The 20,495-nt window shown below is 44.3% G+C and carries 18 protein-coding genes; 8 read left to right on the plus strand and 10 right to left on the minus strand.

Features of this window, described 5'->3' with window-relative positions; translation table 11 throughout:
* The first annotated feature begins 6 nt into the window (after positions 1-6).
* Together ACKRAT_RS12445 and ACKRAT_RS12450 are read left to right on the plus strand one after the other, a co-directional pair.
* Entirely contained in the window at positions 7-249 is a 243-nt protein-coding gene (locus ACKRAT_RS12445; protein ID WP_411842699.1) for a hypothetical protein, read from the plus strand.
* A 97-nt stretch (positions 250-346) separates the two neighbouring features.
* Positions 347-898, plus strand: coding sequence for a hypothetical protein (locus ACKRAT_RS12450; RefSeq protein WP_411842700.1), 552 nt, complete (start codon positions 347-349; stop codon positions 896-898).
* A gap of 42 nt (positions 899-940) precedes the next feature.
* On the opposite strand, the gene ACKRAT_RS12455 is transcribed toward ACKRAT_RS12450, so the two are convergent.
* Together ACKRAT_RS12455 and ACKRAT_RS12460 are read right to left on the minus strand one after the other, a co-directional pair.
* Positions 941-1,975 carry a PQQ-dependent sugar dehydrogenase gene (locus ACKRAT_RS12455; protein ID WP_411842701.1) on the minus strand — a complete coding sequence of 345 codons (1,035 nt, stop codon included), beginning with the start codon at positions 1,973-1,975 and terminating at the stop codon, positions 941-943.
* Between the two features lie 27 nt (positions 1,976-2,002).
* A complete protein-coding gene (locus tag ACKRAT_RS12460) occupies positions 2,003-3,109 on the minus strand; it encodes an amidohydrolase (protein WP_411842702.1) in 1,107 nt (368 codons plus the stop codon).
* 98 nt (positions 3,110-3,207) lie between these two features.
* Here ACKRAT_RS12460 and ACKRAT_RS12465 point away from each other — a divergent pair, with 98 nt between their 5' ends.
* The 3 genes from ACKRAT_RS12465 (at position 3,208) to ACKRAT_RS12475 (ending at position 6,186) form a co-directional block, all read left to right on the plus strand.
* A complete protein-coding gene (locus tag ACKRAT_RS12465; RefSeq protein ID WP_411842703.1) occupies positions 3,208-4,644 on the plus strand; it encodes a YfcC family protein in 1,437 nt (478 codons plus the stop codon).
* Between the two features lie 11 nt (positions 4,645-4,655).
* On the plus strand, positions 4,656-5,795 hold the full coding sequence (gene menC, locus ACKRAT_RS12470; RefSeq protein ID WP_411842704.1) for an o-succinylbenzoate synthase: 1,140 nt from the start codon (positions 4,656-4,658) through the stop codon (positions 5,793-5,795).
* Positions 5,796-5,883: 88 nt separating this feature from the next.
* Positions 5,884-6,186: a hypothetical protein gene (locus tag ACKRAT_RS12475; protein ID WP_411842705.1), complete on the plus strand. Its 303-nt coding sequence runs from the start codon at positions 5,884-5,886 to the stop codon at positions 6,184-6,186.
* Between the two features lie 56 nt (positions 6,187-6,242).
* Here the strand turns inward: ACKRAT_RS12475 and ACKRAT_RS12480 are convergent, their stop codons facing one another.
* From ACKRAT_RS12480 to ACKRAT_RS12490, 3 genes are all read right to left on the minus strand, one after another.
* Positions 6,243-6,875, minus strand: a complete 633-nt coding sequence (locus ACKRAT_RS12480) for a LysE family translocator (RefSeq protein ID WP_411842706.1) — start codon at positions 6,873-6,875, stop codon at positions 6,243-6,245.
* A gap of 38 nt (positions 6,876-6,913) precedes the next feature.
* A complete protein-coding gene (locus tag ACKRAT_RS12485) occupies positions 6,914-7,762 on the minus strand; it encodes a metallophosphoesterase (protein ID WP_411842707.1) in 849 nt (282 codons plus the stop codon).
* A 63-nt stretch (positions 7,763-7,825) separates the two neighbouring features.
* Positions 7,826-8,680 (minus strand): MBL fold metallo-hydrolase, encoded by an 855-nt coding sequence (locus tag ACKRAT_RS12490; RefSeq protein ID WP_411844460.1) that lies wholly within the window; start codon positions 8,678-8,680, stop codon positions 7,826-7,828.
* 124 nt (positions 8,681-8,804) lie between these two features.
* Between ACKRAT_RS12490 and ACKRAT_RS12495 the strand changes: the two genes are divergently transcribed.
* Positions 8,805-9,743 (plus strand): aldo/keto reductase family oxidoreductase, encoded by a 939-nt coding sequence (locus tag ACKRAT_RS12495; protein WP_411842708.1) that lies wholly within the window; start codon positions 8,805-8,807, stop codon positions 9,741-9,743.
* A 658-nt stretch (positions 9,744-10,401) separates the two neighbouring features.
* Here ACKRAT_RS12495 and ACKRAT_RS12500 read toward each other — a convergent pair.
* Positions 10,402-11,385, minus strand: coding sequence for a Gfo/Idh/MocA family protein (locus ACKRAT_RS12500; protein WP_411842709.1), 984 nt, complete (start codon positions 11,383-11,385; stop codon positions 10,402-10,404).
* A 128-nt stretch (positions 11,386-11,513) separates the two neighbouring features.
* Between ACKRAT_RS12500 and ACKRAT_RS12505 the strand changes: the two genes are divergently transcribed.
* Together ACKRAT_RS12505 and ACKRAT_RS12510 are read left to right on the plus strand one after the other, a co-directional pair.
* On the plus strand, positions 11,514-11,888 hold the full coding sequence (locus ACKRAT_RS12505) for an ArsR/SmtB family transcription factor (protein WP_411842710.1): 375 nt from the start codon (positions 11,514-11,516) through the stop codon (positions 11,886-11,888).
* Positions 11,878-13,941: a heavy metal translocating P-type ATPase gene (locus ACKRAT_RS12510; RefSeq protein ID WP_411842711.1), complete on the plus strand. Its 2,064-nt coding sequence runs from the start codon at positions 11,878-11,880 to the stop codon at positions 13,939-13,941. The genes ACKRAT_RS12505 and ACKRAT_RS12510 overlap by 11 nt, the downstream gene beginning before the upstream one ends.
* A gap of 95 nt (positions 13,942-14,036) precedes the next feature.
* On the opposite strand, the gene ACKRAT_RS12515 is transcribed toward ACKRAT_RS12510, so the two are convergent.
* The 4 genes from ACKRAT_RS12515 to ACKRAT_RS12530 form a co-directional block, all read right to left on the minus strand.
* Positions 14,037-15,284 carry a hemolysin family protein gene (locus ACKRAT_RS12515; RefSeq protein WP_411842712.1) on the minus strand — a complete coding sequence of 416 codons (1,248 nt, stop codon included), beginning with the start codon at positions 15,282-15,284 and terminating at the stop codon, positions 14,037-14,039.
* Between the two features lie 274 nt (positions 15,285-15,558).
* The gene (locus ACKRAT_RS12520) at positions 15,559-17,445 is read right to left on the minus strand and encodes a glycosyltransferase (protein WP_411842713.1); all 1,887 of its coding nucleotides are present in this window, start codon (positions 17,443-17,445) and stop codon (positions 15,559-15,561) included.
* A 406-nt stretch (positions 17,446-17,851) separates the two neighbouring features.
* Entirely contained in the window at positions 17,852-18,064 is a 213-nt protein-coding gene (gene copZ, locus ACKRAT_RS12525) for a copper chaperone CopZ (protein WP_411842714.1), read from the minus strand.
* 37 nt (positions 18,065-18,101) lie between these two features.
* Positions 18,102-20,489: a heavy metal translocating P-type ATPase gene (locus tag ACKRAT_RS12530; protein WP_411842715.1), complete on the minus strand. Its 2,388-nt coding sequence runs from the start codon at positions 20,487-20,489 to the stop codon at positions 18,102-18,104.
* Positions 20,490-20,495: the final 6 nt, after the last annotated feature.

Here is a 20,495-nt window from a genome sequence, read left to right on the forward strand (position 1 = left end):
GAATTCATGCAACAGAAAAGTGCGGGCTTAGCCGCTGTACTCAGTTTCTTTATCACGGGACTGGGCCAGATATATAACGGTCAAATATTCAAAGGCATCTTTTTAATACTGTTACAGTTATTAAATGGTGCTCTAACAGTTATATTGATTGGATATCTGTTCCTGCCAATCGTATGGTTATATGGTGTAATCAATGCGTATCGTGCAGCAGAACGTATAAATAGACGCAATCAGCGAAGATTCGACTGATAGCAATCAGCAGGCATCTGATTTGGTCAGATGCCTGCTTTTCGTTTTAACGATAGTCTTCACTATGCTATAATTCCACTAAAGGATGTGTTAAAAAATGGAACTGTTTGGTCTCTTTGCAGGCATCGCTATCATAGGTATCCTGCTTGTACTCTTCCTCTTCCTGCTCGGCATTATCAAGTGGCTGCTTCAAGGATTTTTCCTTTATCAAGTCGCTGATGCCAAGAATCTGGATCTGCCAATTCTGGGATTTGTCCCATTTGGTACTTTCTATTTGGGCGGTCAGATGTATGACGGCAACATATTAAGCAAAGGACAGGTTAACCCGAAAACAATCGGCCTGGTATTTGCCATTGCTGGTATTATCGTCTATATTACAGGGCTTTCCATCGGGGATATCGCCATTTCATATATCATTATGGAATCCATCGCGTTTCTGGGTATTTTCAAAGCCTATTCGAAAAGCACCGGAGTGGCTGTACTGCTGTCATTACTCAACGTAATTACTGCAGGGATTGCCGCAATCGTCATTCTCTTCCTGTATAACCGTAAACTCGGAGAAGAATTATCGGATCCGGCCGTCAGAGAATTCGAAGATTCTGATGAACCTGAAACGAACGTGGATACTGACGGCAGCAATAGAATGTAATCAAAGATAAAGCTTCGGGGTGAATTCATCCCGAAGCTTCTTTTATTCCAATTCTATTTGAATGAGACGGTCATCCCCCGCTTCGGGGTCCCCTCTGCCATCCGTGTTATTGGTAATTGCATACAGGTTACCGTCTTCTATATAGACATCGCGGAAGCGGCTCGGTTCTCCGTAAAATTCACTCGCTTCCCCGGATTCAATGTCATACTCGATAATCTTTTCTCCCCTTAAGGCGGCAATGTAAAGATTTCCATCATGATACGCGATACCGGAAGGCGCCCATGTATCCTCTCCGGTATGATAGAGGGGCGTTTCCATGCTTTCAGCGTCTTCGTCGCCTTCTATGACCGGCCAGCCATAGTTGTTCCCGGGTTCTATCAGATTGATTTCATCGTGGGCACTGGAACCATGTTCGGTTGCGTACATGTTCCCTTCTCCGTCCCAGGCAAGTCCCTGGGGGTTCCGGTGTCCGTAACTGTATACTTCATTATTAAAAGGATTGTCTTCGGGGATGGAGCCATCCGGGTTGAACCTTAAAATCTTACCTGCCAGACTCTCAGTTTCCTGACTGCTTTCAGCATCCCCGGCGTCACCGGTAGTGACAAATAGATAGCCTTCCGGGCCAATTTCCAGTCTGCCGCCGTTATGAACGGATCCCCCCGGAATATCTTCGGCGATGACTCTTGATTCATTCCAGGCACCCGCTTCATGCGTCAGTTCAACTACGCGGTTTTTCAATCCCCCATCCGAATAGGTATAGTAGACAAACGCCTTACCGGCATCATCGGGGTGGAGCAAGAACCCAAGCAGCCCCCCTTCATTATCTGCTTCGACCGGCACAGAAAGATTCAACGATTGCGTCTCCTGCCCGTCGTCAGTCACCAGTGTCAGACCGCCATTTCTGCCGGATATATAAAATCCATCCCCGCTATTTTCAATCATCCAGGGGGCATCCAGATCCTCCGCTACTGTTGCCGCCCGGGATTCATCAGGATTGCCGGCCGTCTCCTCAGGGGTGTCACTTGAACAGGCGGCCAGCATCAGAAATAAAATGGTCGCTAAAAAGTATTTGTACATGAACGCATCCCCTTTTCACCGCAGTGTTTATTCCACGTTTAAAATGGCATGATACAGAATGTCCGTCCCATTGATCAGCGCTGAATGATCGAACGTCATATAAGGGTGGTGCAGCCCCGGTTTCAAGCTGCAGCCCAGACCCAGCATTGCGCCTTTTAATTCCGGGAATTTGACCGTATAGTAATGGAAATCATCGCCTCCGCTTGTAATGATCGGGTCGATGCATTTTTCTTCTCCCAGAACATCCACGATTGACTGCCTGATCAGATCGATCGCATCTTGATGGCTCTCACTCGCCACAATGCCGGAGTCATTCACAACCTCGATCTTTACATCATAGAGTTTCCCGATATGCTCAAGTATTTCAAAGACACGTTCTTTCAGCTTTTCCATCTGAGTGTTTGTCTGTGCCCTGAGGTCGATGCCGCATTCAGCAATTCCGGGGATGATATTCAAAGACTTGCCGCCGGAGAGGAATTTGGTCATCTTTACCGAAGAGGGAATGATGGGGTTGATGTGAATTTTAGAGAGCATATTGACGATATCCGTGCCCACTTCAATCGCATTATGATTCAGATGCGGACGTGCACCATGGGCATCGTCCCCCACAATTTTAAATTCAATGGAGGCGGCGGAACCGTGCTCTATGCTCGGTGAGGCAAATCCGTTATCCGCTTCTTCCTCCGGCCTCAGATGGACGCCGATAAAATAGTCCAGTGACTCTATCACCCCTTCATCGACTACAGAAAGTGCCCCGGTCCCCAGTTCCTCGGCAGGCTGGAATATAAATCTGACGCCGGTCGTTCTGAGTTTCTCATGATCTTTAATCCTGAGCATCGTGCCGACCACCATCGCCGTATGGGCATCATGGCCGCATGAATGGTTCGCCCGCTTTACGCCGTCAACTTCCTGATACAGTGCATCAATATCCGCACGTACGCCTATGACAGTATTCCCGGCGTCAAAATTGCCCACATCACAATAAAGCCCGGTGATGTTTCTGAACTTAACAGGATCGAAGCCTTCATCCTTCAGGAAATTATATATGTACTCCGTCGTTTCAACTTCTTCATTGCTCAGTTCAGGATTCGCGTGCATATGCTCGAAAACCCGCATCATTTTTTCTTCAACCATTATTAGAACTCCCTTTCGTCCGATCATTGAATAATCACTTTCGCTTCTATATAATATATTACTAATTACTAGAAAATTCAAACAAGGAGTGGATGATTATGGTCAACGAGAAAACAGAGCCGGAAACGGATGGGGCAAAGAAGAAGAGAAAAAGGCTGCAGCTGCCGGATGCCTATGTAATTCTATTTATTTTCCTGGTTCTGGCGGCCGTCGCCACTTACATTCTTCCTGCGGGCACGTTCGATACCGAGACCTCTTCTGAAGGGATAGATGTCATCGTCCCCGGTACATATGAAGTCATCGAATCCAGTCCTGCCGGTTTCCTGGATATATTTTCCGCGATAGTCGATGGATTGATCAGCACTTCCAGTCTGATATTCCTGGTGCTGATCATCGGAGGTGTTTTTGCAGTCATAGAGAAAACCGGGGCAATAGATGCCCTTGTAACTAAAATCATCCGCATCACCCGGAACAAAGAGTGGATGCTGATCGTGATGGTGATGGCCGTCTTCTCCATCTTCGGCACCCTGGGCATCATCGTGAATGCCGTCATCGCATTCATCCCGCTCGGAATCATACTGGCCAAATCCATGAAGATGGATGCGATTGTCGGTGTGGCCATCATCTATTTGGGCGCCTATACAGGATTCGGCGTCGCGATACTCGATCCGCTCACAATCGGTTTTGCACAGGAAATCGCGGAAGTGCCTTTATTCTCAGGGGCGCCCGAGCGTGTGGTCATGTATGTGGTCACTCTCATCTTTTCTATGGCGTACGTCATCTGGTATGCCAACCGGGTCAAAAAAGATCCTTCCCGGAGCATATTGAAAGATAATCCTTTCCCGAAGGATTCAAAAGAAGGGGCGGCACTCGGCAAACAGCAGATGGAGACGAAGCATCTTTTGGTCCTGGCTGCACTGACGATCGGAATCGGAGCCTATGTGGCCGGCGTCTTCATGGCTGACTGGAGCCTTGAGGAGATGGCAGCCGTATTCCTGGTCATCATGGTTGCCACAACGATCATCGGTAAAATACATGTCAATGAAATGGTGGAGACATTCATCCAGGGTGCAAATGCAGTGCTGTACGGCGCACTCATCATCGGGATGGCCAGATCCATCGTCGTCATTCTGGAAAATGGCATGATTCTTGATACGGTGGTTAATTTCATGGCGGTGGTTACAGAACCCTTCACCAGCACAATGGGGGCCATCATGCTGTTTATCGGGAATGGATTATTCAACCTTATCGTCACATCCGGAAGCGGACAGGCTGCGATCGTCATGCCGATCATGGCTCCCCTTGCAGATTTAATGGGATTCCCGAGACAGATTGCCGTCCAGGCCTATACAATGGGAGATGGATTCACAAACATCATCACACCGCTCTCCGGTGTCTTGATGGCCAATCTTGCGATTGCCGGAGTCCCCTATACCAAATGGGTTAAATTCGCACTTCCACTGATGGCCATCTGGTATATCCTTGGAATTATCTATATAATCATACTTGTAGCAATTAATTGGGGTCCAGTATAGGAGGAAAATCAATGAATATTAAAGAAATCAAGCTCCATCAGCTTCTGATGAACATGAGAAATCCTTTTACAACGAGTTTCGGCACACAGCAGGATCGTTTCATTACTATTATCGAAGCCGTTGATGAAAATGGACTTTCGGGGTTCGGTGAGTGTGTATCCGGGGAAGACCCGCTCTATTCCGAAGAATTCATGGATGCTTCGCTCATAGCGATGAAAAAATATTTCGGTCCGCTCATTCTTCAAAATGAAATTAAACACCCCGATGACGTATGGGAACTATTTAAACCTTTCAAAAGAAACAACATGGCCAAAGCCGGCATTGAAGGCGCAGTCTGGGACCTTTATGCAAAGCAGCATGACATGCCCCTGTCAGAGCTGCTCGGCGGGGTTAAAGACGAAGTCGAAGTAGGTGTCTCTTTAGGCCTCGAAGATACTGACGAGCTGCTGCTTGAAAAAATTGCAGAAAAGGTCGAAGAAGGCTATAAACGGATTAAAGTGAAAATCAAACCGGGACGCGACGTAGAGATGATACGTAGCATTCGGAAAAAATTCAAGGATATCCCACTGATGGTCGACGCAAACTCTGCATACACTCTGGATGATATTGATACCTTAAAAGCACTCGACGAGTTCAAACTCATGATGATCGAACAGCCGCTTGCAGCCGGGGATCTGATCGATCACGCAAAACTGCAGAAACAGATTAAAACCCCTATCTGTCTGGACGAAAGCATCGATTCATATGAAGCGGCAGCGGGGGCAATCGAACTTGGAAGCTGCAGGATTATTAACGTCAAAGTCGGCCGTGTCGGCGGACTCACACAATCGAAGAAAATCCATGACCTTGCCAAAGACCACCACATCCCATTATGGTGCGGCGGCATGCTGGAAGCAGGCGTCGGCAGACTCCACAATATCGCAATCACGTCACTCAGCAACTTCACATTGCCTGGAGACACCGCTTCATCCAGCAGATACTGGTATGAAGATATCATCACGCCGGAAGTTGTTGCGGAAAATGGAATGGTTCAAGTCAGTAATAAACCGGGAATCGGTGCAGAAGTCGATTTTGATAAGATGGAACAATACCTGAAGAAAACAGACATCATTACAAAAGAAGATGCGCCTGATATGATATTTTATGACTGATAAATAAAAATGAGATGGAGATCAGTTGCTGATCTCCATCTCATTTTTACTATTTAAATTGGAAAACAAATACATAAGGAGTATGACGATGAATTTCAGCAATATATTTTTCAGACTTTTAACAATCATAATCAGCTTCGTTTCATTTGCATTTTATGTCTACATTATAGCTAATTTCACCAATGGGAACGTATTAGAATTCCCCTATCTATTACTCACTGTATATTTTAGTGTATGCACAATTTCCTATCCATTCATCGCACTGAAAGAGAATAAGCTCGTTGAGAAATTTAAATTTCTTCCGAGCAGTTTCTCACAGCTTGCGATATTTACAGCGTCACCATTTATGCTGTTCAGAACTCGCAGAAAGAAAAATTTAAATGAAAAATAAATTACTGCTTTATTGTAATTAAGCCATGAAATAATCGGATGAAGCACTCCCAAACTTTATTCAATTGCCGTGCGGATTCCAAACAGGACAAGAACAGCACCTGCGCCTTTTGCCAGCCAGTTCTGAAATACAGGGCTTTTGAGCCATTTTTTCATGACATTGACGAGCTCTACAACAATCAGGAACCATACCGAGGAAATACCGATAAGCAGAGCCGCCAGTATTACAAGCTGCTGATTTTCACCAACACCCCCGCCCACTGTCATGAACTGCGGCATGATTGTGATATAGAGCAACAGCACTTTTGGATTCAGTATATTACTCACCAGCCCCTGCATGAATGCGCCTTTCATATATCCCGAAGCATCCGGTTTAGCTCCGGCCCCCTTTAAATCATCCGTGGAAACCAGTTGCCCGGCCGTAAAACTTCTAAGACCGATATAGATCAGATATGCCGCACCGATATATTTGATGATACTGAATAATACAATGGAATTTGCGATGACAACTGCAAGCCCCAGTACTGCAATCGTTGTCCAGAACAGATGGCCGAGTACAATACCGGCTATTGTAACCCGCCCAGCATTACTGCTGTAGTTCAGCGTGTTCTTCATAATAATCATCGAATCTGCCCCCGGCATCATTGCGAGTACAGTGACGACTGCTATGTATGCCAATAGATTATCCAAGCAACCACCGCCTTAATTATTACGATTATAATAACACATTATCCATGCACGTCCCTTTTCAATTCCACGATAACGATTTCGGGATGGTTGAATACCCGGAATGGAAATCTGCTGTTTCCCAGTCCCCTGCTGATTACCACACTTGTGCCATTTTTCGTATGGATGCCTTCCGTATACTTGGGCAGCACGCCTTGATGCGGTGCATACAAGCCCTTAACAAACGGCAGTCTGATCTGGCCGCCGTGAGAATGCCCGGAGAATACAAGGTCTATCGGATACTTGCTGTATAGATTAATCAGTTCAGGTCTGTGTGACATAAGGAGTGTCAGACGGTCATCTTTATCTTCCAGCCGTTCTTTAAGCTTGGATTCAAAGCGGCCTGTTACCAGATGGTCCTCCTCTTCGCCGTAAAACCAAAGATCTTCCATGCCGATTAGATGGATATATTCATTACCGATATACAGACGGGCACTGGCTTCACTTATATTTTTCATTTCCGACTGATCAATTATCTGTTCCAATCTGGCAAATCTTTTATAGTGGGCTTCGTGATTCCCGGTCACATAATATGTCGGCAATATTTTGACCACTTGATTGATAAAGTTTACAGATCGTTTTAAATTAGGCGTACGGCGATCGATGATATCCCCGGTAATCAGGATCACATCGCCGTCCGCCTCTTTTATTTTCTCCAGAAGTTTCTTTGAAAGTCTTCCGAATCGCGCATTATGGAAATCGGAAACGTGAACGATTTTATACCCGTCGAATGCATAAGGCACCCGTTCTGATTTGTGGACATACTGCGTAGTCACAATATCTTTATCCTCTTTATACAGAAATCTTGCCAATGCAATTAGGAACCCTATGATGAACTGTGAATATTTCATATTACTACCTCAAGTTTTTAAGTCTATTATAAGCGAAAATGACGCATCTAGGAACAACAATCGTTATTTATCGTCATCGACATACTTACCGTGTGACGGCACTGCGATTTCATCAAAGTTGTCTGCCAGTTTTTCAAGGTCTTCCCGCAATTCTTCCCCTTCGAGTGCCTTACCATGTCCGAACACCGCTGTTTCAGGTTCAATGGACTGGAGCTTCTCCACAGAGGCACGTGCTGCTTCCCAATCCGTCGTATAATAGACCGGCGGTCCCTGTATCTCTTTCTTTTGAACCATCGTCTTATAAAGGGAATCCTGCTGGACGGTCACGAATGCATCCCCTACAATCAATGTTCTGTCAGAGGCACGATAGAGAGATACATGTCCCTGTGTATGACCTGGAGTATGAATCCATTCGAATTCCGGCATATGAGGCACTGTTCCGTCTGCTGGGAGAGGTTCGACATTGTTCCCCAGGTCAATCGGTTCCCTTGGGAACATTGCCGCAGTTTTTGCCATCATACCGCCTTCAACCGTCGGATCCGGTTCCGGGTAAGGTTCCTGCCCCGTCAGATAAGGTAATTCCAATTTATGTGCATATACCGGCACATCCCATGTTTCAATCAGCTCAATGATTGAGCCCACATGGTCGAAATGCCCATGTGTCAAGATGATGGCTTTCGGTCTGGCACCTTCGCCGAAACGATCTTCCACTGCCTTGATGATCTCATCGGAAGAATCCGGCAGGCCGGCATCTACAAGGACAAAATCCCCATCATCAGGAGTGCCTACCATATGGAGATTCACGATTTTATTCGTATAGGTGCTCAAATCCGGGAGCACTTCTGTCGTATTGCCACTCTCCATTGAATACGCGGGTATTTTCATATAGTCGCTGCCATACTGCATCTTACTCATAATCAATATCCCTCCATTAATTAAATGCTTACAGTATATATTTACCCGTTTTAATTCTATCTATACAATACTTTCTTAAAAGATATCGCATCTCATTTGTGGTATTATCGATTTTGAGGTGATATGAGTGAAACATATAAGTTTAGGCGGTTCGGAGCTTTCCGCTTCAAGGATCGTTTTAGGATGCATGCGCATCTCACAGGTGGATGATGCCGCCCTTTCAAAACATTTAAATACGGCTTTGGAATTGGGGATTAATACTTTCGACCATGCGGATATATACGGCAAGGGAGAGTGTGAGGAGAAATTCGGCAAGATTCTCAACTCGGAACTGAAGCGTGAAGAAATCATTCTTCAAAGCAAATGCGGAATCAGATATGGCAATACGGCCGGCGCGGATATTCAGTATTACGATCTATCCAAAGAATATATCATCGATTCCGTAGATGGCATTCTACAGCGGCTCGGCACGGATTATTTGGATCTGCTCATGCTTCACAGACCCGACACTTTAATGGAACCTGAAGAAATCGCCGAAGCATTCGACCGGCTGGAACAATCCGGAAAGGTGAGACATTTCGGCTTGAGCAACTTCAATGCTTCACAATTTGATTATGTACAGAAATACAGTAATCATAAACTGATCACAAACCAGGTCCAGTTCGGTCCCGCAGAGCCGAATATCGTCAACAGCGGCATGCAGTCCAATACACCATTCGACGGTGCAGTTGACCGGGACGGCGGACTGCTGGACTATGCACGGCACAATAATGTGACACTCCAGGCATGGTCCCCGTTCCACTATGGCTATTTCGGCGGCATCTTCATCGATGATTCAAAGTACAGGGCACTCAATGACAAGCTGGAAGCGATCGGCCAGGCACACGGCGTTTCCAAAAGTGCAGTTGCTGTTGCATGGATTCTGAGACACCCGGCAAATATGCAGACAATCATTGGAACGACGAATACCGACCGCTTAAAAGAAATTGCGCAGTCAGACGCTGTAAACTTAACAAAACCGGAATGGTACAGCATCTATGAAGCAGCAGGACATGTCATTCCATAAAAAATAAGCCTGGGCTCGAGAGAGCTCAGGCTTCCTTTTATAAAGTTTTAAATGATCATATGAACTATAAGTGTATTCGAGAAGCCAACTTGGAATATGACACATATATATAGGCCGTTTAATTGAAAGGGTGTTCCAAAATATTACAAATTATCTTCAATCACATTTTAATAGGTTACATAGTCTTACCCGCGATAATTATTTTTGGTATGGTCAAATTCCGACAAGAAGATAAACAAGAGTACGTAAAACCACTTTTCTGGTTTTTAATTTTTTATCTAATTCTTAGAACTATATATTTTATTTATACCATCTAAGCCCTCTTTATTAATCTTTTAAATCTTTATATGACGGAAATTTTTCATTTAAGAACTTGGCTAAAAAGGCCTGAATGATTATAAACATAATAAAAGCTATGACCCAACCGACGATATTATTCAATGGTTCAGGTACTGGAATATAGAACACAATAACAATAAATGCGACTGGTACCACTAAGCTTATCCAAGCTTTTTTATTTTCATTTGAAATAAGGTTCACTTCCTTAGTTGTCATTCAATAATAAACTAAAATATTTTCATTTTTACCAAAGGATTAAAAGTAAATGATCATTTCGGCTACAGCATATAGGATGGCGTCTTCTTACATAGCAGCGTTTTCATTTCTCATCCGCCGGATACAGAATGCCTGCACTTTTGCGTGCCGCTTCCAGAAACTTCAATACTGTTGCGGAATGATCCAGCAGTTTCAACGCTTCATCCCGGTTATCAGATTCAAAGATTTCAACGAATGCTGCGAGTTCGGAGACCATATTATTTTCGTTCTGCCCGAGATCGATGATTTCCACTTCTTCTCCGATGTGAATTTCCACGCTATCTATCGTATTGGCCCCGCCTCTGACATGGATGTACCCTTTTTCCCCCTGCAGGAGTACGAAGTTCTCACTTGCTGTGTCTTTGGATCCGACGCATGTTGCAAAGAATCCATCATAATTCAATATACTGACGCCGGATGTATCCACGCCATTTTCATGCTTGTTCGGCACATAGGAAATGTCTTCCGGACCTCCGAACAATCCGATCATGAAATGCAGGTTGTAGATGTTCAAATCCGCCAGTGCACCGCCTGAAAATTCCAGATTGAATACATTCGGTGTCTCCCCGGCTTTCAGCTTGTCATACCGGCTGGAGTACTGTGAATAATTGGACTGGGCCACTTTGAGTTCGCCGATTTTTTCAAGTTTTTCCCTAATGACTTTAAAATGAGGCAGATGAATGGTTGTGATCGCCTCGAACAGGAACAGGCCTTTCTTCTTGCTTAAGGCAATCAGCTCTTCCAGCTCTCTTAAAGTTGAAGTGAACGGCTTCTCACAGATGACGTGTTTACCGTGCTCAAGCGCCTGCTTTACATAGTCGTAATGCATGCTGTTCGGTGAAGCAACGTATACTGTATCGTAATTTTCATCATTCATCATTTTTTCTATATCCGTATAAGTCGCTTCTGCATTAAATTTTCCGGCAAGTTTCTGCGCCTTTTCTTCAGTTCTCGAATAAACCCCGTAACACGCCGCCCCTTCCACCTGACTCACTGCATTAAGAAAGCGTTCGACGATAAATCCTGTACCGATTGTTGCGATTTTCATATGGCATCTTCCTTTACATGCTGATTTTCATTTCCATCCTACCATAAATAACATTCAAATGAACGTTTGATTATTGAATATATTTATCGTATAATACATTCAAATGAATGTTTGAATGAGGTGTGGTAATGGCTGTACACAATCAGGTTTGTGAAGTGGAATGCGTAAATACCGAAAAGGTGAATCATGCGAAAGAATTTATAGATGTGGATGCTGTCACTAAAGTTGCAGCAATTTTCAAGGCCCTCGGCGATGCCAATCGTGCCCGGATTGTCCGTGCATTGAGTATAGAAGATGAACTCTGTGTATGTGATATCGCCAATATAATGGATGCGAGCAATGCATCTGCCTCCCATCACTTAAGGAGTTTGAGCAAACAAGGGGTGACCAAATCCCGGAAGGAAGGCAAAATGGTCTACTACTCATTGGATGATGATCATATTAAACAGATTGTAGACATGGCTTTCATCCACCAGGAGGAGCTGAACGGAAATGGAAAATGAACAGAAGACCTATCGCATTGATGGATTTTCATGTGCAAACTGTGCTAAAACATTCGAGAAGAATGTCAAAAATATCAAAAGTGTAGAAAATGCCGAAGTGAACTTCGGGGCATCCAAAATTACTATCACCGGGGATGCCACTGTGCAGCAAATAGAAAAAGCAGGTGCTTTCGAGAAACTTAAAGTCGTTGATAAAAACCAGCCGAAACCTGAAAAACAGTCCTTCTTCAAAAAGCATCGGGAAGTGCTGATCTCCGGACTGTTCATGCTGCTCGGTTTTGCACTGATTATTATTAATGACGGACAGAATGCGATAACGACCGGCACTTTCCTCATATCCATCATCATCGGCGGCTACCAGATGTTCTGGACAGGAATCAACAATCTTTCCAAACTGCGCTTTGATATGAAGACCCTGATGACCATCGCAGTGATTGGTGCGGCGCTGATCGGTGAATGGCCGGAAGCGGCGGTTGTCGTTGTATTATTCGCTGTCAGTGAATCTCTCGAACGGTACTCCATGGAAAAAGCGCGGGCTTCCATCCAGTCATTGATGGAAATCGCACCCAATACGGCGGTCATAAAAACACCGGCGGGGAATAAAGAACTTCCGGTGGAGGATGTCCGCATCGGCGATATAATGATCATCAAGCCCGGTGACAAACTCTCCATGGACGGCGTGATCCAGTCCGGCTCGACGAACATCAACCAGGCTGCAATCACCGGTGAAGCCCTGCCCGCTCCCAAATCCGCAGGCGATGATGTATTTGCAGGCACTTTAAACCAATCAGGTTATTTAGAAGTTGAAGTGACTAAGAACAATGAAGATACGACGCTTGCAAAAATCATCCAGCTCGTTGAAGAAGCCCAGCAGGAGCGTGCACCTGCCCAGCATTTCGTCGATCAGTTCGCAAAATATTATACACCGGCAATCATGGTCGCAGCACTGCTCGTTGCGATTATCCCGCCTCTACTATTCGGTGCCTCATGGGCAACATGGGTTTACCAGGGACTCGCAGTACTCGTTGTAGGCTGTCCGTGTGCACTCGTCATCTCGACGCCCATCGCCATCGTTTCCGCGATCGGGAATGCTGCCAATAGAGGCGTGCTGATCAAAGGCGGTGTTTATCTTGAAACGATCGGCCAGAGTAGAACAATCGCCTTCGATAAGACGGGCACGCTGACAGAAGGGCACCCGCATGTGACTGATTTCATGACTTATGGCGATTATGATCGTGAAGCGGTTCTGGCGTTGTCGGCGGCACTCGAATCAAAATCCGAGCATCCCCTCGCTGCTTCCATACTTGATTTCACCGAATCGGAAGATGTCGAGTACAGCACGATTCATATTGATGATTTCAAGGCAGAAACAGGCAAAGGGATTACCGGAACAATTGATTGTAAAATATACAGCATCGGCAAGCCTGAAAACTTCGATGATGCAGATGCCTACCAGTCAGAAGGTAAAACTGTCATGATCATTAAGGAAAACAACACAGTAATCGGACTATTTGCAGTCATTGACCCGCTCAGGGAATCCAGTAAGGCTGCCATTGAAAAGCTTCACAAAATGGGTTCCCGCACTGCAATGCTGACGGGTGACAATGAAAAGACTGCAGGTGCAATCGCCGGAACACTCGGCATTGATACTGTCTATGCAGGGCTCATGCCTGAAGATAAACTGGATGCGATTAAAAATATGCAAAGCGATCACAAAGTGACGATGGTCGGAGACGGCATAAATGATGCGCCTGCGCTCGCAACTGCTGATATCGGCATCGCCATGGGCAAAGGGACAGACACAGCACTGGAAACAGCAGATGTGGCGCTCATGGGCAATGACATCAGCCAATTGCCATTCACAGTCAATTTAAGCAAACGGACTTTGAGGATCATTAAAGCAAATATCACTTTCTCATTAGTGATCAAACTGATTGCGCTACTGCTTGTCATTCCAGGATGGCTGACATTATGGATCGCAATATTATCAGATATCGGCGCAACGCTCATCGTTGCATTAAACGGTATGAGATTACTCAGAGTAAAAGAATAGTGTATTAAAAGACGGACGATGTACTTCCCTTATGAGATAAATACATCGTCCGTCTTTTATAGTCACAGAAAATTTCTGCCATATCCTATGGCCGTCTATTCCTCTTTATCCAAATGCTCATTCTTTTTCTTGATGTATACTTTACGGATCATCTGCTCCTCCATGGCCTTCACTTCAAAAATCAGACCTTCCTCTTCCAGTGTGTCGCCGGCTTCAGGAAAATCATTAAATTCCTTGAATAAATACCCAGACAGGGTATCCTCTTCTTCAGGTATGTCAGAACGGAAGATTGAATTCAATCTATGAAGCGTAATTTTCCCATCGCAGACAATCTCCACTTCTGTCATGGATTCAACCAGCGGGTCATTTCTCAAATCTGTTTCATCTTCAATTTCGAACCCTAACATGGCTTCTATAATATCTTCATGAGTCAGAATACCTTCCGTCCCACCGAATTCATCAATCACAATAGCCATATGACGACGCTCTTTTGTCATTTTTCTAAGCACGAATTCTACAGTTTGAAACTCATGGACGGTTATCGGATCTGAATCACAATAATCCATCAGAGGTTTTGATGGATCGACAGACCACTGCAGTAAATATTTCGAGTGGAATATCCCAATAATATCATCCATATCTTCACCAAATACCGGATATCGTGTATACATTTCTTCTATGACAAAATCACGGACTTCTTCGTATGTCGCCTCTTTCGATAGGGCTTCCATTTCTGTTCTCGGGGTGGTTAAAACATCTTTTACATTTAAGTTGCGAAAATCCAATGCTCCCCGTATTCTGTAGGATTCGTCTTTTGCAAAGATCCCTTCAGAATCTGCAATATCCACAATTGTTCTTAATTCTTCCTTGGATACGGATGCGTTTTCCACTTCCCCTTTTGAGAGGATTCGCGTCAGTGTATCCGTCAGCCAATTTAACACTACTGTAACCGGTTTAAATACAACCAGGAAAAATGATATCACCGGTCTTACCGTAAAAGCGACACGCTCCGGAAAAGTAGCAGCAATGGATTTTGGAATGACCTCAGCCAAAACGATGATGGATATTGTCAGTGAAGCAGACGCAACAGCAACACTGACTCCGTAGTCGATAGCCATTGCAGTAACTAAAGTTGGCAGGAGTATATTCGCGATATTATTCCCTATAAGAATCGTCGTTATAAATACATTCGGTTTATAGACCAATCTAAGTAGTTTTTGTGCCCGGACATCCCCATTATTCGCCTTTGTCTGTAGTTTCATTTTATTTACAGCTGTTAAAGCCGTTTCACTTCCGGAAAAGAAAGCAGAAGCAAAAAATAAAATTATGATCGCAATGATCAATTTGTTTCCTCCTCATTAAAACTATCCGTAATACAAATGAATCAGTATTTTTAACTGACCTGAAAAATCATTAATATATCTAGTTTACCATTTTATACACAGAATGTTTACCCTGACGCAAAAGCGAAAAAAAGCCGTCCCGGTCAGTGATGAGGCCACATCGGACAGAAGCCAGCATTTTTTCCGGTATGCATTTTAAAATAGTTTTTTGCGATTCAACTACAAAAATGCCGCCTGTTTCCATTTTTATATACACTATCAAATGAGATGCAGATCAGCTGTCTGTAATTACTTCTACGTATTCCATATTAGCTGTAAAATAAGTGTTTTCTTCGGTCTTCAGCCTTGGTGTCAAATTATTCGTGTAGATGATATGGTCAGCAGAAAGTTCTTCTCCAGGCTCCAGAATCTTTAGTGGGTCGCCTTTAAAAGTTCTGGAATCATATAATTTACATTTATTGGTAATCTTTACCTTTATTGGTGCTTCAGTTATATATCCATCTATTTTGCTTACGTCCAATTCTTTTACGTATTTCCTGTTTGCTGTGATTATGCGTCCTTCTTCTGTTTTCAATCTCGGAGTACCGCGGCTCGAATATGTGATGTCAGAAATATTGAATCTGGTCCCCGCAGGGATTTTGTCAGTATTGGGAGCTTTAAAATCTTCATCAGCATATGAATATATCCCCTTTAGTGCAACAACACTTTCAGGCAGTACAGATATATAATCACCGGCTGGTACCATGGAGCCCTTCAGTACTTCAGTGAATGCAGCTTTATACCCCTGCCTTTTCAACAGGTAATGGTCACTCCCGTTGGGTGATGATTCCCTTACCGGAGCAGATTTGGATTTATCGAAGGTGACCCTCAGATTAATATTGACACCTTCAAAAAGCAGGTCTTCAGTACGGATATAGATCTTATCATCCTTCAATTGGTAATCGATTTTTTTCTCAACCCTCTCATCCGAAATTTTTGACAAGAGCACCCTTTCAATCCTTACTTCAGGCTCTTTGTAGAGATGAATGACTTCATGAAGTTCCCCGCCGATCATGTGGGTCCCTTGATAAACCGGATAGCATTCCTCTGTCACTGGTTCAAGGTCATTGAATTTGTCAGGGAATCTTTTCTGTACCACATTATCGTTGATGAACTTACTGTTCTTTCCATCACTGATCAGACACTCGATATATTCTGCCAGTTCGTCTTTGGAACCATTCTCATACAGGTGGTGGATGTTTTTAAATTTAGGCAAGGTAATAAAATCTTCGATGTCATAGCCGACTTCCTGGAGCATCTGCTTGGCCTGTTCGAATATTCTATAGAATTTGTCCTTCTCCAAACTTTTAAGGAAAGTCCTTGTATGGAAGAAGCGGAGGAAGAAATCCATCTCCACCATGCGGGAGAGCGCCTGCTCTTTGGCAGCTTCAGGGATATCCAATTGCAGGATCTGTTTTAAGACTTCCAGGTTGAGTCCAGCTTTATCCAGTACTGTCGTCTCTTTCACCAGTGAAACATTCTCCTGATAGCGATTAAAATGATGGAAAGGCAGGGTGGACATTAATGCATTTTTACATTTCGAAATGAGTTCTATGAAGAACAGTTTATCTTCTCCAAATTTCATGTGCTTAAACTTAATATCATTATCAATGACTGCTGAACGTTTGAACACTTTCCCCTGCGGACCGACTGCCCTGAAAATATTCTCAATTTCAAAAGGGATCAGATTGTTTTCATCCTTATAGGATGAAAATCTTCCGTGTTTAATTATTCCTTTGTCTGTGTGTCTAAAAACCTGGGCAAAACCGATATCAGCATCGTTCTCTTTCATCTGTTCGATCACTTCTGGAAACCCTTCACTATCCAGCCAATCATCCGCGTCCAGAAACGTCACATATGTACCTTTTGCTTCTGCTATGCCGATATTTCGAGGTCGGGAAGGGGTGCCGGAGTTTTCATCCAAGGCTATTACTCTGATGAATTCGTGTTTTTCTTCATATTCTTTCAAAATTTCAAGTGAAGCATCTGAGGACAGATCATCCACAAAAATCGCTTCTGTCTCTTCTTTGTTTATGTTCAATTCAATTAAAGAATCGATGCAATTCCGTATATACCTTTCTTTATTGTAGACCGGAATGACGATGCTTACCGTTTTTTCCATATAATGACCTCCGTAATTCATTTTAAAGACTATATATCGGCGTATTAAATCTGATATTTACAAACCTCGACATATGTGGTGATGAAAAACCCTCTAATTGGAAACGTTATCTATCCGCCATTATATTATAGTCCAAACTGTTTGTCTTCAATCGCAATCAAAAGATACATGATTCATTTTCTAAAGGGATTTGCTGATATCGAATATCTTGCCGATGATATTGCCGATGCCGAAACTTGCTAGTTTCTCGGTATGCCTCTTCAGATACTTTTCAGCATCTTTTCATCCATCTACTCCTGATTAATACTTCAATCATACAAAAACAGCTGTAATCCCCTAAAAATGGAATCACAGCTGTTTAGAACTTTTTTAGTCGCCTCGTCATTTACCGGGACGGCAATATCAATTATTTGCTTACTACATCATACCCCTGGTCTTCAATCGCTTCGGTCATTGATGACTCATTAACTTTCGATTCATCGTATTCCACTGCTACGTTATTAGCTTCCAGATTAACATCTGCAGAATTTACACCGTCGAGTTCAGATAATGCACCTTCAACAGAACTCTTGCAGTGTCCGCATGTCATACCTTGTACTTCAATTGTTTTTTGTGCCATGAAAAATCTCCTCCTGTGAAATAAATGATCTATATTATTAAATTTTTACCCGTTTTAAGCGCAGTGCATTCGTTACAACGCTGACTGAGCTGAATGCCATTGCAGCGCCGGCAACCCACGGTGCCAAAAAGCCTAGTGCAGCGATCGGGATGCCTGCTGAGTTATACGCAAATGCCCAGAATAGATTCTGCTTGATGTTGCGGATGGTCTTATGACTCAGGTTGATCGCCTGTGGAATCAGTTTAAGCTCTCCGCCGAGTATCGTGATGTCTGCTGCTTCAATGGCCACTTCTGCTCCGGTGCCAATTGCGATTCCAATATCGGCTGTTGCAAGTGCCGGAGCGTCATTCACACCATCACCGACCATCGCTGTTATTTTACCTGTATCCTGAATCTCTTTCACTTTTGCCGCTTTTTCTTCAGGGAGCACTTCTGCAATGACCCGGTCGATATCCACTTCTCTGCCGATTGCCTCGGCAGTGATCCTGTTATCGCCGGTCAGCATATATACTTCGAGTCCCTGTGTTTTCAGTTCGGCAATCGCTTCTTTCGCACTGTCTTTAACGGTATCCAGGACAGCCACAATACCCCTGATATTACCATCTACCGCAACAATCATCGCCGTCTTGCCTTCATGTTCGTATTGCTCCAATTCGTTTTGAGCAGCATCCGTTAAACCAATATTGCGGTCTCTCATCAGTTTCCTTGTACCGACAAGCACTTCATGATTCTGCACTTCGACTTCGATACCATGGCCCGGTATCGCTTTGAATTCATCAACATCGACGATGTCCACATCATTTTCAGTGGCATAGGCGACAATCGCTTCTGCCAGCGGATGTTCGGAGCCTTTTTCCGCACTTGCCAGCAGTTTGAGCGCCTCATCATCGCCTGTAAAATCAGTCACTTCCGGTTTCCCTTTCGTGATCGTCCCTGTCTTGTCCAAAATGATGACATCCAGTTCATGTGTCTTCTCCAGGTGTTCTCCACCTTTGAATAAAATTCCGTTTTCCGCGCCTTTACCTGTCCCGACCATGATGGATGTCGGCGTTGCGAGCCCAAGTGCACATGGACATGCAATCACCAGGACGGCAATGGATGCCACAAGTGCAGGTTCAAGATTGCCCGGCTGCACGAGGAAGTACCATACTGCGAATGTGACAAGCGCGATACCGATGACAATCGGTACAAAGTACCCTGAGATCAGATCGGCCATTCGTTGAATTGGTGCTTTCTGCCCCTGGGCATCTTCAACGATTTTAACGATTGAAGCCAGTGCAGTATCTTTGCCCACACGGGTCACTTCCACTTCAACTGTACCATTCTGATTGATCGTTGCACCAATCACATTGCTTCCTGCACCTTTTTCGATTGGAATCGATTCACCTGTAATCATGGATTCATCGATGGATGTGTTCCCTTTGATGATTTCACCGTCTACGGGCATCTTCTCTCCCGGTTTGACGATGATGCGGTCACCCACTGCAACGTCTTCCACGGGAATCATCATTTCCTCGCCATTGCGGATGACCCGGGCCTGTTTCGCCTGCATATCCAGCAATTTGGAGATGGCTGAAGTGGTTCTTGATTTTGCCCGGTGCTCCAAATATTTACCGAATAAAATGAGTGTAATGATTAAAGCACTGGTTTCAAAATACAAGTGCGGATGCTCAGTTGCGCCGCCCATCCATCTGAATGTTTCATATAAACTGTAGAAGTATGCTGCACTTGTACCCATCGCAACCAGCACATCCATGTTGGCTGTTTTATTTTTCAGGTTTTTATATGCACCCTCATAGAACTGCCAGCCGATGATGAACTGCACCGGCGTTGCCAATGCAAGCTGGAACCAGGGGTTCATCAGTATGCCCGGCAGAGAGATGCCGAACAGATGGTCAAGCATTGTAATCAGTAAAGGTATGGATAAGACGATGGAAGCAATCAGTTTCGCCTTCAGTTTCTTAAGCTGCTGATCCTTCGCTGTTTCCTTCTCTGACGCATCCTGTTTCGGCTGTGCACCATATCCCAGTTTTTCAATACGGCCAATCAAATCCCGCTCGGTCAATGCATTTGAGTTATACTCGATGACTGCATTTTCCGTGGCCAGGTTAACCGTCGCATTACTGACACCCTCCTGCTTATTCAGCACTTTTTCAATGCGGTTTGAACATGCTGCACACGTCATGCCGGTAATGTCGAATTCAGTTTTGTCCATCTCGACACCATAACCCAGTTTTTCGATTTTCCCGGTAATATCATCCAGCTGGACATTGCTGCTGTCGTAATCCACAGTGGCTTTTTCTGTCGCCAGATTCACTTTTGCATCGACATCATCCATTTTGTTCAATACCTTTTCAATGCGGGTCGAACATGCCGCACAGGTCATTCCGGTCACGTTAAGCGTTACATTTTTATCATTGCTCAATGACTA

Source organism: Salinicoccus sp. HZC-1 (assembly GCF_046736035.1).
Lineage (GTDB): Bacteria > Bacillota > Bacilli > Staphylococcales > Salinicoccaceae > Salinicoccus.

Excerpts from the sequence above, each read along its gene's own strand:
- ACKRAT_RS12445 (WP_411842699.1), top strand. The coding sequence starts at position 7 with ATGCAACAGAAAAGTGCGGGCTTAGCCGCTGTACTCAGTTTCTTTATC.
- ACKRAT_RS12450 (WP_411842700.1), top strand. The coding sequence starts at position 347 with ATGGAACTGTTTGGTCTCTTTGCAGGCATCGCTATCATAGGTATCCTG.
- ACKRAT_RS12455 (WP_411842701.1), bottom strand. The coding sequence starts at position 1,975 with ATGTACAAATACTTTTTAGCGACCATTTTATTTCTGATGCTGGCCGCC.
- ACKRAT_RS12460 (WP_411842702.1), bottom strand. The coding sequence starts at position 3,109 with ATGGTTGAAGAAAAAATGATGCGGGTTTTCGAGCATATGCACGCGAAT.
- ACKRAT_RS12465 (WP_411842703.1), top strand. The coding sequence starts at position 3,208 with ATGGTCAACGAGAAAACAGAGCCGGAAACGGATGGGGCAAAGAAGAAG.
- menC (WP_411842704.1), top strand. The coding sequence starts at position 4,656 with ATGAATATTAAAGAAATCAAGCTCCATCAGCTTCTGATGAACATGAGA.
- ACKRAT_RS12475 (WP_411842705.1), top strand. The coding sequence starts at position 5,884 with ATGAATTTCAGCAATATATTTTTCAGACTTTTAACAATCATAATCAGC.
- ACKRAT_RS12485 (WP_411842707.1), bottom strand. The coding sequence starts at position 7,762 with ATGAAATATTCACAGTTCATCATAGGGTTCCTAATTGCATTGGCAAGA.
- ACKRAT_RS12500 (WP_411842709.1), bottom strand. The coding sequence starts at position 11,385 with ATGAAAATCGCAACAATCGGTACAGGATTTATCGTCGAACGCTTTCTT.
- ACKRAT_RS12505 (WP_411842710.1), top strand. The coding sequence starts at position 11,514 with ATGGCTGTACACAATCAGGTTTGTGAAGTGGAATGCGTAAATACCGAA.
- ACKRAT_RS12510 (WP_411842711.1), top strand. The coding sequence starts at position 11,878 with ATGGAAAATGAACAGAAGACCTATCGCATTGATGGATTTTCATGTGCA.
- ACKRAT_RS12520 (WP_411842713.1), bottom strand. The coding sequence starts at position 17,445 with ATGGAAAAAACGGTAAGCATCGTCATTCCGGTCTACAATAAAGAAAGG.
- copZ (WP_411842714.1), bottom strand. The coding sequence starts at position 18,064 with ATGGCACAAAAAACAATTGAAGTACAAGGTATGACATGCGGACACTGC.